Genomic DNA, 14,305 nt, shown 5'->3' on the forward strand with positions numbered 1-14,305 from the left:
AGATTAAGTAAAGCTTGGGTAACAACAGGATCTTACCTTGATAAATCGGCCCTCGGTTTACGGGACAAGTAGTAAACCGGTGAGAGGTCACTATTCACGCAATTGATTACTTTAGGTACCTACAGTATAGAATTTCAAAAGTGTCCAAAATGGATTATAAATAGGTATAACAAGCAAAACGACTTAATAAAATAATAACATATACTGGTACTATTTTCACAAACAAGATGCCATTAAACATTAATTTTATTTCGCTTAAATAGTTATTTATGCATTATTAGACATAATCAACTGGTTAATTTAATATTATGTTTGGCTAATCGCTGATAAATCAAAAAGGTGGTGCATAGGTAATTTTGCTTAGCGATTAAGCGAGATCTCTAACCTCACTATTTGATCAGATGAGAAAGCAATTACTTCACGGGTGCATATGTCTAATGCTCTGCCTTACGGTGGTTCAGGGCTGGGCACAGGCCGTAAAGATGACGGTTACGGGTAAAGTAACCGAAACCGGTGGTTCACCCGTACCGGGCGCAACGGTCGTCTTGAAAAATACACAGAAGACCGGTACGACAACGGCTGTCGATGGCAGTTTTATGCTCAGCGTTCCGCCTAGCAGCACATTAATTGTCAGCGCTATCGGATTTAGTACGCAGGAAATCGCCCTTCAAAATCGTACGGCTATCGATGTACAATTGACCCAGAGCAGCAGCGTATTAAACGAAGTCGTAGTAACAGCGCTGGGTGTCAGTCAGGAAAAACGTACGCTGACCTACAGCACGCAGGAACTGAAAAGCGAGCAGATCATGAAAGCCAAAGAGCCGAATGTCCTGAACGCACTGACGGGAAAGGTAGCGGGCGTACAAATTACCAGTTCATCGGGGATGCCGGGTGCTTCGGCCCGGATTGTAGTGCGGGGCGCTACGTCGCTGCTGGGAAATAACCAGGCACTGATCGTGCTCGATGGCATTCCGATCAACAACGACGAAACGGGAAATGCCGACCAGGGCGGTGGTGGTAGCCGATTGGTTGACCTGGACCCGTCGATTATTGAAAGTGTCAACGTACTGAAAGGAGCAGCCGCTACTACGTTATACGGATCAGCCGGAGCGCGTGGAGTTGTAATTATAACGACTAAAAGCGGATCAGGCAACCGTAAACCTACTGTTGCCGTTTCCTCTGATCTATCGTTCGACAAGGCGTTGTACCCCGATTTGCAGCAGAAATACGCACAGGGTAGCCGGGGCGTATTTTTTAACGGAGAAGATCAGAAAACAAGTCTCTCGTGGGGACCGCTGATGGATACCTTGAAAATCAACGGCCAGCCAGCCCCCCGTTATTTTTTGCCCGACCTCTTTTTCCGCACGGGCGTGAGCACCAACAACTCTGTCAGCCTGAGTGGCAGTACCGGCGACCGATCTACTTACTTTACATCGTATACGTTCTTCAAGCAATTAGGAACTATTCCAACGACCGATCTGCTCCGGCACACGCTCTTTGCCAAATACGTCACCCAGATTTCGCCAAAGGTCAATGCTACGTTTCAGCTGAATTACTCAAGTACTGATAACAACCGCGTGCCGGAAGGCTACGGTCTGCAAAGTCCACTCTGGACCGTATACTCAGGACCCGTTTCCTGGAATCCCTTTCCAACCACCAATTCCGATGGTAGTCAGCGCGTGTTCCGGTTTTCGCGAAATAACCCGTTCTGGGGGCTCGATAATATTCACAACCGTTCGCTTGTCAGCCGCTACATTCCGGTCGTAACGATCAACTACCAGCCAACGAGCTGGCTGACAATTACCGAACGGGCCGGGGCCGATATGTACGGCGAACAGGTAAAATATTCCGAAGCGCGGGGATCGACCAACGTACCTACCGGGCAAATTGTTGACCAGGTCAACACGTTCCGGCAGTTTAACAACGACCTGATTGTACGGGCCAGCAAACAGGTTCGTGACCTGGACATGAGTCTGACGCTGGGCAACAACCTGTATTCGTCGTATGGGCAGTACATCACCACGAGGGGCGTTGGGGTAGCTATCGCAGGCTTCGACAATATGTCGAACACCGAAAAACAAACGTATGCGGAGAATCATTACCTCACCCGCAAGATTGGCTTTTACGCACAGGCCAATTTCGATTACCGCCGGATGCTGGTACTGGCATTAACAGGCCGCTACGACGGTAGTTCGGTCTTATCGCAGGAACGCCAGTTTTACCCCTATGGATCGGCTGCTTTTGCTTTCATTTTCTCGGAACTACTCCCGGCCAATCTGTCATCGGCGATTAGCTTCGGTAAACTGCGGGTGTCGATGGCCAGCGTTGGTAACGATAACATTGGTGCTTACCGACTCAATACGCCGTTTCAGGCGGCTAGTATCAGCTACGGAGCCTATACTTTTCCTTTCCATGGACAGAACGGCTTTCTGCTAAGTCCAAACCTGGGCAATGCGAATCTGCGTAACGAACGTACCAACGAGTTTGAGGTAGGACTGGAAATGCGCTTCTTAAAAAACCGCCTGAGTTTTGAAACGTCTTACTTCCGCAAGAACAGCATTGACCTACTTACCGACGGAATACCCGTTTCAGCGGCTTCAGGCTACGGCAGTACCATTCTGAACGCAGGATCAATGCAAACTAAAGGGTTTGAGTTTCTGCTGAACGCAACGCCGGTTCGGGCGGGCAAATTTGCCTGGGATCTGACCTACACATTCACCCGGATTCGTAGTGTCGTTACGCAGGTCAATGGTGGTCTGGACCGGGTACAGATCGGTACGTCATGGGCCGTTGTCGGCCAGCAGTATGGCGTTCTGATCGATAATAAGTTTGCACGGAACGACAACGGCCAGTTATTGATCGACGCCCAGGGACTGCCTTACAGCGGTGGCACCGGTATACTCGGTAACCTTTCGCCCGACTGGCTGATGGGTCTGAACAACAGCCTGCGCTACGGTGCTTTCTCGCTCAACGCCTTCGTTGACATGCGTAAAGGTGGCGACGTGATCAACTCCGACGACCGCTACGGCTATTTCTACGGCACGCCTAAAGTCACCGAAAATCGCGAGTCACGCGTAGTTGCCGGGGTCAATGCCTCGGACGGAAGCACCAACACGAAAGTAGTTCAGGCGCAGGATTACTACCAGCGACTGAATGCTGTCGGTGAGTCAGTTGTTCAGGACGTTACGTATCTCAAACTCCGAACCCTGGGCCTGAGCTATTCCGTTCCATCGTCCTTATTAGCCAAGACACCGTTTAAAACCGCATCGCTGAGCGTAACAGGTCGTAACCTGTTCATATACCGGCCACATTTCACTGGGCCAGATCCCGAAGTAAGTTCTTACGGTTCGTCGAATTCGGCGCAGGGAATATATGCCAACTCGGCCCCTACGTCGCGCTCGGTTATGTTCTCACTTCGTTTCAGTTTCTAACGATTCAGCTCACCAAATCATGAAAAAATACAGTGTTATTGCCCTGGGAAGCCTGCTGCTGAGTCTGACGGGCTGCCAGACCTATATCGACGTCAACAAGAATCCCAACCAGCCCCTCACCGTTCAGCCCGCGTTGTTACTAGCCCCGCTGGAACTGGCTGTCGCCAACGAACTGATGGCGGGAGATGCAGCCCGGTTTACCAACCACTGGACTCAGATGATTGCGTCTAACCAGCCGGTTCCCAACGAAGGAACGTATCGGCAGTTGAACGAAGAGGTTAACAACCAGTGGTGGATTAATTATACGACCTGTCTGCAAAATATGAAGGTGCTGCGTGAGCGAGCCGAAGCCGACAACAGCTACAATTACTCAGCCATTGCCGATATCCTAACCGCGCTGACGCTGGGAATGACAACCGACTTATGGGGCGACGTGCCGTACTCGCAGGCATTTCAGGGCAGCGCCAATTTCCGGCCCGCTTACGATAAACAGGAAGACATTTACAAAAGCATCGACTCCCTGCTTGATCGAGCCATCGCCAGCATCGACAAAAAGTCTTTGCTGAAACCAGGTGGCGACGATTATTACTACGGCGGTGACATGAGCAAATGGCGCCGGGCGGCCTATACGCTCAAAGCCCGCTTTGCCATGCACCTGATCAAAGCGCCGGGTCGTACTGCAACTGCACAGGCTGATCTGGCATTGGGAGCGCTGCAAAACGGAATGGCTGCCAACAGCGACGACATGAAGATGTTTTACCTGGGTGGCGCGGGCCAGCAGAATAAACAGAATCAGAACTTCCTGCCGGTATCAACGCAGATTATGTCGAAACAGGCGGTCGATACACTGGTGCTTCGGAATGATCCCCGGCTGAGTAAAATTATCGCACCTGCTACCGAAACCGGCAAATACACGGGTCGGGCCATTGGTTTACAAGATATTGGCTCGCTGGCCTCCTATTCTATTCTGGGCGATTTCTACGGAGCCGCCAGCGCAAACCTGTATATCCTGACCTACGCCGAAGCCTTGTTCCTGAAAGCCGAAGCTACGCTCTACAAATCGGGGGCAACGGCGGCCGAACCCATCTACCAGAGCGCGGTGAAAGCCAACATGAGCGCGTTGGGCGTATCGGATACGGATGCGAGTACGTACCTGAACCGGCGGGGTAAACTCACGAGCAGCAACGCCCTCCGTCTGATCATCGAAGAGAAAGTAATTGCCAATTACCTCTCCCCCGAGAACTATACCGATTGGCGTCGGACGGGGTATCCGCTCCTGGCTAAAGTACCAAATGCGTTATCAGACATTCCCCGCCGTTTTCTGTATCCGCGCTCCGAGCTGACGACTAATCCGCAAACCGGGCAGGACGCCAAGCTCACCGACCGGGTGTGGTGGGATGTAAGCAAATAACGGCCGCCGAGATAAGATTGAGACCATACACACCGTCCTGAGTAAGTCAAAACCAGTGTTCGTTGTGGCTTACTCAGGATGGTCCAACCGAGCAACATAAATCGGCGAATCAATCAAAAACAGCCTGGTTTTGATTTAGTCAGTATCTTTTCACAATCGTTAAAGTCGCTCGATCTTACTTGTCCATCGTAACATTACGACAGACAAGTAAGATCGAGCGATTCTTTTCAAACGGTTCAGGACCATTTCAAACAAATGGTTGATTTGGTATCGTACTTACTAAACCTGGCAATAGACAACCATGGGTGCTGTTCTATTGGTGAATTTGACTCACTCACCGATAGACGCACGGAAGACTACAAGTAAACGCGTTTATTGGCGAATCCACAAGACGCCGTTCTTGGTGGTTATTTTTCTCAACTTCCCCCCATCAGCCAAGTGTTGAAGATAGCTGTCAACCTCCTGGCGTTTGCGGCCCGACAGTTCAGCGAACTCGCGGGAAGTAAGTGTGTGATAGACGGAAAATAAGCTTTCCCAGGTTGGATCAATGGCAGTCTTTTTCACGGAGGGTAATTGCTTCTGAAGGGCATCTTCGTAGGCGATATACGGTTTGGAGCCGTATACTTTTTCCGGCCGACCCTGGCTATCAACAAAAAACATCGTGGGAAAGCCACGCACTCCTAACTGCTTGCCCAAGGCCAAATCTGCTTGAAAAAGCGTTTTAGCTTTACCCTGATAATCAGTCTTTAACTGTTCAAGGTCCAAGCCTACTGTTTGCGCAGCCGTTGCCAGATGCTCCCATTTGGCGATATTCTTTTTATGCAGAAAAACCATTTCGCGCATTTCCCGCAAAAAGAGTACTGCTTTGTGGGGATCTTGCAATTGAGCCGCTTTGAAAGCAATGGATGCCGGGTAGGACGAATCTAGTGGATCTTCTAGCCACACATCTCCGTCAATTGGCATATCATAATGCAGACTTACTTCATCCCAGTGGTGGGCCACATCGGAGGGTTTACTAATTCCACCACTGTTATAACTCCAGTCGGGCAGAAGTCCGCCCATCCGGTATTCTAGCTCAATGCTTTTGCCGTACTCAAGTTTTAGCTTACGCAATTGCGGTTCTATGCCCCAGCAGGATGAGCAAATGGGATCGGTAAAGTAAATGATTTTTACGGGCGAAACGGTCTGTACGGCTACAGTGGTCGCTGAGTCCGGCATTTCACACATACCCGTTTCTATATCACACAAAAGTGGGTTTTGAGTCTTGTTTTCCATTGTTTTCTTCGTTACTTGGTTCAACTGATCGGCCTGTGCACTGCATTCACTGGTCAAAAAGCCAATCAGGCATAAAGACAGTAGATGCACTATAGCCAAACGTGCTCGAATATAAAAACTCATCCGTTTGGAATAGTTATCTCGTTTCAAAGCAGCTATGGCTTGTTTGTAGACCAAATGACTGGTATTCATTGTTTGGTATGAAAGAACTGAATGTTATTTGTCCCGCAATACGTCAGGTTGAATTTTCTGATACGGTCTGCGTTATAGCTTTGATGTCGCACTCTGCCAGTGCACCAGCCATAGTTTGCTCAACTGCTGAAGGTTAATTGCTCATCGTATTTTGCTGTGCTGGTAATTGTCCCACAAAGTTGGTTTAGTAGTAGGCAGCAAGTCAATTAGTCAAAAAAACCTGACTATCAGAAAAATGCAAAAAGTTGGAAATAGGTGTCCAGCCGAAGAACTGTTGAAGTTGCTTTCCGGAAAGTTAAAACCGCAAATCTTTCAACTTGCGTTGAGTGGTCCTTTGCGGTTTAATTCATTACTACGCGAAATTGAAGGTGCCAATAAACAGTCTCTGGCCATTGCCCTCAAAGAGTTGGTAGATGAAGGCTATTTAGCGAAAGAAGTGATTAGCCAAAAACCTTTACATATTGAATACATGCTTTCTGACCAGGGCAAAGCGTTGATCCCTATTTTTCAGCAATTAGAGCGATTATAGCAGAATTACTCGGATCAATTCGGCAAGCACGACTTAACCTTTACGAGTCAGCTATTGGGGGAGTTCTCCATACTATTTTTTATGTAGCTCACCTCTTTACTTTCTGCTCAACTAGGTTAATCAGGCGCTTAGTCTATTAAGAGACTTCATATCAAAGACAGCTTTACTACTTAGATTGAGTCTGCCAGAAAGTGAAGCAACACCCGCAAAAAAGAAACACTAAGATTTAAATGTTTACTATTATTTAAAATAATAAATAATAGATTTACAAAAATATATACCTGAAAATACAAAATTGTGTCCGTTACCTCTAATCGGAATGCAAGCATTGACCTGTTTCGACTGCTAGCAGCTTTAATGGTCTTTGTGAACCATAGTGCGTATTCCGGTCAAGCACCTGCTCTCGCCCTGATAGGACGATGGACGGTCCCTTTCTTTTTTATGGTGAGCGGTTACTATTTTCAGCAAGCTTATACGAAGCTATCGATCAGCGCTTTTGCGAAGACACTTAAATCTGTATTGACCATCTATGTGTTGGCTAATTCTTTTTATCTGCTGTTTGTGGGCGTTACAGATGGCTCGATCAAGTCACTCACGACTCATTTTACGTTGGTTGTAGGCACTTATTTTCACCTCTGGTTTCTAACATCACTCTTGTTGGGTTATGGTGTGCTCTGGCTTTTTCTAGTGTGCAATAATGAAAAATACATACCGCATCTGACCGGCCTGGTTATTCTGCTCATCCTTTGTCTAAACCCTTATAGTAGCCTGATCGGCTTGCCCGCGCATCCTGTTTACGCCCGTTCCCTTTTGTCGATTCCTTTTCTTTGTATTGGTTTTATGATTGCCAAGTACACGCTGGAAATAAATGTTTCACTGCGCATGGCTTGCCAGATGGTTGCTGTTGGAATTGGAATACAGCTAGTCGAAGCCTGGCTATTAACCAAAAGCTGGCAATACACGCTAAACTTCAATTTTGTAGTTGGAACCTTGATCTTTTCGGTAGGTATGTTCTTCGTAGCCCTGCAATCACGGATACCCGAAAATAATGTGCTAAGCCATTATGGCCGTCGGTACTCCATGGCTTTTTACTTGTACCACCCTGCGGTTAATTACTTGCTTTCCAAAGCGTGGTCGAAACCGGGCACGATTTCTTACTGGCTTAATCCGTTTTTATCCCTGCTAATTCTGTTTTGCCTGTTTCTCTTTCTAGATCGGATTAGCCCCCGTTGCTTTCGCCTATTGACGGGTAATTTTCGGCGCTATGCCCTGGTCGAAAAAGTATAGTATAGTTCCAGGCACAGTGGGACCACTACCGGTTCGATTTATAAAAGCCAGCAGTCGCTGTGTCACCGACCGATCCATCCTGTTTTTGGTAGATAATGTAAGCGTTCAGAGACGGGTGGCGTTTGAGGAAAGACAAGGCTTTTGGTAAACCCATAGCCAGCAAGGCGTTATCATACCCATCGGCAGTCAACGCGTCCTTGGCCAGAACCGTAACGCTGATGATTTCACTTTGCGTCGTAAAACCCGTTTTCGGATCAATGATATGAGAGAGTCGGCGGGAGCCAATTTGCCGGTACTTGCGGTAATTCCCGGATGTTGTGATACCCCCCTGATCGATTTCAATGACACGCTGAATGTCGCCCGATTCGAAATCGTTTTCGGTTGGCGTCTGAATGCCAATGGACATAACCTTGTTTTCAGGATATTTTCGGCCTTTCACGCGTAGTTCACCGCCGACTTCTACCAAGTAGTTTCGAATGCCTTTTCTTTCGAGATAAGCCGCGACAACATCAACGCTGTAGCCCTGTGCAATACCGTTCACGTCAATCTGTGTACACGGTACAGCCTTCACCAACTGGCTCTGGACCAATCGAATTTTTCCCGAACCCACGCAAGGCAGTATGGAACGGATCGTAGCAGAGTTGGGTAATAGTGCTACTTTCTCTATGCCAAACCCCCATTTTTTAACCAGCGGATAAACCGTTATGTCAAATGCGCCATCGGTATCGTTGAAAATCTCCAGCGATCGTTCAGTTACCTTCCGCAAGTGAATGTCAACTTCGATACCCGTTGCGGACTGATTGAACCGGCTGATGAGCGAAGTCGGCGAATAGATGGAAAGCGATTGGTCGAGCCGGTTGAAAATACTGTCGATTTCCCGCTGATGCACTAGTTCCCGCTGGTGGTAGTACGTGATGGAATAGCTTGTTCCCTGAGCCAGACCCGTTATTCGGAAAGGCTGTAGCGATCTATTATCCCGAAACGACGTAAAAGTCAAGCACAGCATCAACAGGCCGACGCCCGACCATAACAGGGTGTTACTACCTGGCGGTCGGCCAATAGCAGGCGAAAATTTCGCCGACTTGTTGATGGATTGTGCAACCATGCCCTTTGAGAGAATGTGGATTTAGACTGAGTACTCAGGCTTCCAGAACTGAACCGTTTCGGTATCTGCTGCCGCGTTACCCAAGTGAATGGCAATAGACCCATCGCGGCCAGTCTCTACGTTCGAGAAGGGTTGTTTTTTGGTACGGATGCAGGCAAAAAAGTCCTGAAGCGCATAGGTTGTTGGTTCAAGCTTGGGTTCACCGGGTTTTCCAAAGTCCAGTTCAACGCCTTTACCCTGGGTCGTTACGGCAATGGTCGCTCCCGTCACCCCATCGACCGTACCGCGAACGTTGTTGGTTGATTCGGCGTAGATGTACGCTTTATCCCGCAGGATTTCGACAGTTGCTTTGTCGCCCAGGATCCGGATGCTATAGCCATTGTACGCGTTCGACAGAACCGACGTAACGCTGGCCTTAACGCCATTGGGATATTCATAAACGGTTCGAATATTATCGTATGTATCGCGTCCGTCTTTCCAATAGTTGATTCCGCCAACACCCACCACTTTGGCGGGATGCGCGTTCAGCATAAAATTCACCACGTCGATTTCATGCGCACACAGTTCAGACAGTGGCCCTCCGCAGTATTCCCGGTGCATCCGCCAGTTGATAGCCCGTTCCAGCTTTGGATCACTCACTGGAAATCGCCAGTTAGAGTTTCGGTTGTACTGACACTCAAAGTGGGTAATCTTGCCCAGCCAGTTCTGGTTAATCACTTCCTTCACCCGGTGGTAAAGATCATAATAGCGATACTGATACCCTACCTGAAAGATCAGATTGGCGTCGCGTACTTTCTTTACCAGATCAATCGCCTGCGGAATATCATACGTCATCGACTTCTCCAAATAGATATGCTTGCCAGCCTGAATGGCTGCCACCGCCATTGGATAGTGCAGATACAGCGGAGTAGCAATGACAACCGCATCAATGGTTTTGTCATCGAGTAGTTTTCGGTAATCCGTATACGCTTTTGCACCCTTAGCGGCCAGAGCCATGCCTTTTTGTAAGTGCTCTGGAATGGTGTCGCAGCAGGCTACGAGTTCAACGCCCGGCATGTTCCGGATAAGCGTAGCCAGCCCCGCCCCGCGAGCCCCCGTGCCAATCATGCCCAGCCGAAGGGTATCCGCTTTGGCGGTCGGTCTGGCCCAGGCTGCGGAGCCAACTGCGAGTAGACCCGTAAGGGCTGTAGCCCCCGTTTCAATAAACTGTCGGCGGGAAGTCAAATTAGTTGCCATGATTTGAAGGGAAATCGGTGGGAGTCTGACTCGTTACTCGGGCCAGGCGTTCGTACAGTAAACGGGGTTTAATTGTCCGCCAATAAACTTCCTGTTCGAGTTCAGCTGGATGGAAGTAATTTTTGTTTAAAGCGATAAACCGATTGCTGATCTTTTCGGAATCGGCGATCAGGGTTTTTAGCTTGGACAAAACAGTCGGCATCTGCGCGGTTGTAAAACTAGGCTCATTGACTTCCTTTTCGAGCGCCTGATAAGTCAGGTATTCCAGTCGAATGTCCATCATAAGGCGGTACTGTTCAAATTCTGGCTTGTTCCTGACGGGGTTTAAGTCGTGTAAGGTTTTAGCCGCCCATCGGGTGCTGTCCAATAATGCCTGGACCGTCATGGGTTTGGGGGAAGCAACCACACCTTGTTTCACTTCATAAGGAGCCGTGATCAGCGCCTGCCAGAATTGATTTGCCTGTTCTTTCGTAAACCCGTAGGTGTCTCTCGTGTATGTCTCAACAAACTGCCCGATATTTAGCGGCTGCGTCGTTTTCAGACTTTCGCCATAAGCGGCCAACAACATAGTAAAACCAGACAGGGGATAAACGTGCCGAATGGCGTACAGGTCAACGATGTCGGAGCCGGACTCGAAAACAGGCGAATACAAGCCTGACGTAGACCAGGAAGTCATCACAATACCTTTGTAACCCAGTTGCTTCGTGGTGGGAATAAAGTCACGGATATTCTTGAAATGCTTTTCCCACTGGGTCACGAAGTAGTTATCGGGACCACTTCGCAAAGCAGGGGCTCCCCAGATTTCAAACCCGGTTTCGATTAATTTGCGGGGATCACCAAAGCGGTTCAACGCCCAGCCGTAGTTCCAGTCAATCAGAATCGTTTCTTTCGGAAGCAGCGATAGCGATTCAGGATGTTTCAGCGCGATGTCGGCCCAGAGAACCGGACGCTTGCCCAAACTCGTAACAATGTCGCACAGCATCTTGATGTGATCGACAAACAGTTTTGACTTTCCTTCTTTGGCGGCTTTTGCCTGGCACTTGTGGCAATGACCGAGCAGATACGTTTCGTCCCCGCCAATGTGAAAATAAGGTGAGTTATGCGTAGACACCAGATCACGAAAGAGATCCGTGAACAAGGCTTTATTGGCTTCGCTTTCGATGGGACACACCTGCGAAAAGTCTTTCTGATCTTCCCGTAAAGTCGTATACCGAGGGTTGCGCAGGATGTACTCTACGTGTCCGAAGCTTTGTTGCAGGGGAATTACGTCGATACCCAGACCATTGCAATACTTCACGAACGACGTCACATCCGACCGGCTGTACGCGTATCGGTTGGGAATCATCGGATGCTTCTCAAATGGATAGGTGGCTTCCCATTCCATGATCAGGGTATTGACGCCCTGCTTTTGAAGCTTCTGGGCCAGTTCTTTGAGGGCGCTCATCGTCATGACCTGAATCCGCAAATCGAGGTGAAATCCTTTCACCGTTTTCGATGAGGAGCTTTGGGCAAGTTGCTGGCTTAGGACCGGCTGGAATCCCAGCACGATGAATAGCAGGGCGAAAAAGAAATGTTTCATAATACGATAGAATCAGATTACCGCCAGCGTTTTATGGTATGGCCGTAAACGGCGTAAAAGAGCAGGTAGAGATAACAGGGTACGAGCACCCAATACGCTTCGCGAAGGGATAAAGAATCCGCAAAGTAGCCGTAGACAAGCGGCATCAGAGCGTTCCCGCAAAGGCCCATGATCATCAGCGAACCGCCCGCTTTGGTAAAACGTCCCAGCCGGTCCAACGCCAACGGCCAGATACCCGCCCAAACCAGCGAATTCGGGAGGCCCAGGCTTACCAGAAACCAGAACGATAGCGGCATAGCATGCCCAAACAGGGTAAGACTACCTGATGCAAACAGGATACCAACGCTAAATAATACACCCAGCAGGGTACAGATTCGGAGCGCGTTGACCTGCCGGATGAACCGGGGAATAGTAATGATGCCAATCACGTAGCCGCAGATCGTGGCAAACAGGATGTAGGACGGAAACCCTTTGGCTTCCAGCAACGATACTCCCATCGAACTGGCGTAACCAATGACGGTATCAATCGCAATAACCTGGGAACCAACGTGAAAAAAGATGGCCAGCGCACCCAGCACCAGATGCGGGAATTGCAGAACGCTTGTCTTGTCGGAGTTGGCAACGGAAACTTCCGCGCTTTCCTGTTCCGTGTCGATCTCGGGCAGGGAGGAATAGCGGATGAATAACCCCAGACCAAACAGTACGATGCTTACGCAGGCGTAGGGGACCATTACCCGGCGAATCAACTCATCGAGCACCACGCTACGCGCTTCGGCTGTCATCAGGGGCAGTTGCTTAAACAAGGCAGCGTCCGAAGAGCGCAGAATAACGGCGGCAAACAGGAGTGGCGCCACAATGCCAGCTGTCTTGTTGCAAATTCCCATGATGCTGATTCGCTGGGCGGCCCGCTCAATTGGTCCTAGAATCGTTACGTACGGATTGGAGGCTGTTTGGAGCACCGCCAGTCCCGTTCCGATGGTGAAAAGACCCGTCAGAAACAGTGCGTACGTTCGCGTGTACGCAGCCGGAACAAACAGCAGCGCCCCCAGCGACATAATGAAAAACCCAACCATCATGCCCCGTTTGAAACCAACCCGTTTTAGTAGCACCGATGCGGGCATCGACATCACCAGGTAGGAGATGTAAAACGCAAAGGCAACCAGATACGACTGAAAGTGTGTTAGCTCACAGGCTATTTTGAAATAAGGGATCAGGATGGAATTGATCCACGTCACAAAACCAAACACAAAAAACATCACCCCAATGATGATAATGGGACCCGTTGTTCGCTGCACTTGGGTAGCCTTGTTATCTACTGCGTTTGTGGTAACCATAGTCGAAGGGCAGAAAAGCTGGGTTAGGCCGTTTAGGTTGACGTTTATTACGATCAGTTACTCCCGCGATTTAGCTGCGGTACGATACGGGAATGCGCGGGGGTAATTGATCGCGCGGATAAAACGTATTTACTCCGTTATAGCTCCGTATGAATCCTGATCGACATACAGGGTACAGTCAGGATGCTGACGAAGTATGGAAGCGGGACAGGCCGTTGTAACTGGACCATTGAGCACTGCTTTCACCGCCTGATGCTTCGTTTTGCCGGGAACCACACAAAATAGGTGACGACCGGATAACAACGTCGGAATGGTCAGGGTCAGCGCTTCTTCTGGAACGTCGTCGAAGGTATCGAAGCAACCGTCATTTACCTGTTGCTGGCGGCACACATCATCAAGTTGAACGCGCTTAATCACTTCAGGATCATCAAAATCAGCTACGGGGGGATCGTTGAATGCCAGGTGCCCATTTTCTCCTATACCCAGGCAAACGATGTCGATTGGCCCTTCCTCCAGCAACTGTTTGTACCGCTGACAGGCTTCCGTTGCGCCTGCCGAATCATCGATCAAATGGACAGTACGGGGTGATACCCGGCTAAACAGCTTTGTGGTTAAGAAAGAACCAAACCGCTGGGGTGCATCTGCGGGTAGGCCCACGTATTCGTCCATGTGAAAGGCATCAATCCGTGACCAGTCAATACCCTCGGCGGTGGCCAGATAATCCAGCATTTCGTTTTGGGAAGGGGCTGCCGCAAACACCATTCGGAGAATTGCCTGCTCGGTTTGTAGCTCTCTGATTTTAAGGGCAACATCCGCGCCAGCAGCGACACCCATTTCTTGTCTGGTTTCAAAAACGCGCACTTGCAGAGCGTCAACCTGTTCGACTGTTAATCTCATTATTTTGTTGCTAAGTAAAAACTATCTTG

The 14,305-nt window shown here is 49.2% G+C and carries 10 protein-coding genes; 4 read left to right on the forward strand and 6 right to left on the reverse strand.

Annotation, left to right across the window (positions count from 1 at the left end):
• Positions 1-401: 401 nt before the first annotated feature.
• Positions 402-3,431 carry a SusC/RagA family TonB-linked outer membrane protein gene (locus tag M0L20_RS23865; RefSeq protein WP_248479549.1) on the forward strand — a complete coding sequence of 1,010 codons (3,030 nt, stop codon included), beginning with the start codon at positions 402-404 and terminating at the stop codon, positions 3,429-3,431.
• Between the two features lie 19 nt (positions 3,432-3,450).
• Positions 3,451-4,842, forward strand: a complete 1,392-nt coding sequence (locus tag M0L20_RS23870) for a SusD/RagB family nutrient-binding outer membrane lipoprotein (protein WP_248479550.1) — start codon at positions 3,451-3,453, stop codon at positions 4,840-4,842.
• Between the two features lie 372 nt (positions 4,843-5,214).
• Here the strand turns inward: M0L20_RS23870 and M0L20_RS23875 are convergent, their stop codons facing one another.
• Positions 5,215-6,117 (reverse strand): ClpXP adapter SpxH family protein, encoded by a 903-nt coding sequence (locus tag M0L20_RS23875; RefSeq protein ID WP_248479551.1) that lies wholly within the window; start codon positions 6,115-6,117, stop codon positions 5,215-5,217.
• Positions 6,118-6,544: 427 nt separating this feature from the next.
• Here M0L20_RS23875 and M0L20_RS23880 point away from each other — a divergent pair, with 427 nt between their 5' ends.
• A complete protein-coding gene (locus M0L20_RS23880) occupies positions 6,545-6,838 on the forward strand; it encodes a winged helix-turn-helix transcriptional regulator (RefSeq protein WP_232563169.1) in 294 nt (97 codons plus the stop codon).
• Positions 6,839-7,135: 297 nt separating this feature from the next.
• Positions 7,136-8,125 (forward strand): acyltransferase family protein, encoded by a 990-nt coding sequence (locus M0L20_RS23885; RefSeq protein WP_248479552.1) that lies wholly within the window; start codon positions 7,136-7,138, stop codon positions 8,123-8,125.
• Between the two features lie 25 nt (positions 8,126-8,150).
• Here the strand turns inward: M0L20_RS23885 and M0L20_RS23890 are convergent, their stop codons facing one another.
• The 5 genes from M0L20_RS23890 to M0L20_RS23910 all read right to left on the reverse strand — a co-directional run bounded on the left by M0L20_RS23890 (position 8,151) and on the right by M0L20_RS23910 (position 14,276).
• The gene (locus M0L20_RS23890) at positions 8,151-9,230 is read right to left on the reverse strand and encodes an FAD:protein FMN transferase (protein ID WP_248479553.1); all 1,080 of its coding nucleotides are present in this window, start codon (positions 9,228-9,230) and stop codon (positions 8,151-8,153) included.
• 21 nt (positions 9,231-9,251) lie between these two features.
• Positions 9,252-10,466: a Gfo/Idh/MocA family protein gene (locus tag M0L20_RS23895; RefSeq protein ID WP_248479554.1), complete on the reverse strand. Its 1,215-nt coding sequence runs from the start codon at positions 10,464-10,466 to the stop codon at positions 9,252-9,254.
• Positions 10,456-12,045 (reverse strand): beta-N-acetylhexosaminidase, encoded by a 1,590-nt coding sequence (locus M0L20_RS23900; protein WP_248479555.1) that lies wholly within the window; start codon positions 12,043-12,045, stop codon positions 10,456-10,458. Before M0L20_RS23900 ends, M0L20_RS23895 begins: the two co-directional genes overlap by 11 nt.
• A gap of 17 nt (positions 12,046-12,062) precedes the next feature.
• Positions 12,063-13,379: a sugar MFS transporter gene (locus M0L20_RS23905; protein ID WP_435531844.1), complete on the reverse strand. Its 1,317-nt coding sequence runs from the start codon at positions 13,377-13,379 to the stop codon at positions 12,063-12,065.
• 129 nt (positions 13,380-13,508) lie between these two features.
• Positions 13,509-14,276, reverse strand: coding sequence for a glucosamine-6-phosphate deaminase (locus tag M0L20_RS23910; RefSeq protein ID WP_248479557.1), 768 nt, complete (start codon positions 14,274-14,276; stop codon positions 13,509-13,511).
• Positions 14,277-14,305 lie beyond the last annotated feature (29 nt).

Origin of the sequence: Spirosoma liriopis (assembly GCF_023196085.1) — a bacterium.
Taxonomy (GTDB): Bacteria; Bacteroidota; Bacteroidia; order Cytophagales; family Spirosomataceae; genus Spirosoma; species Spirosoma oryzicola.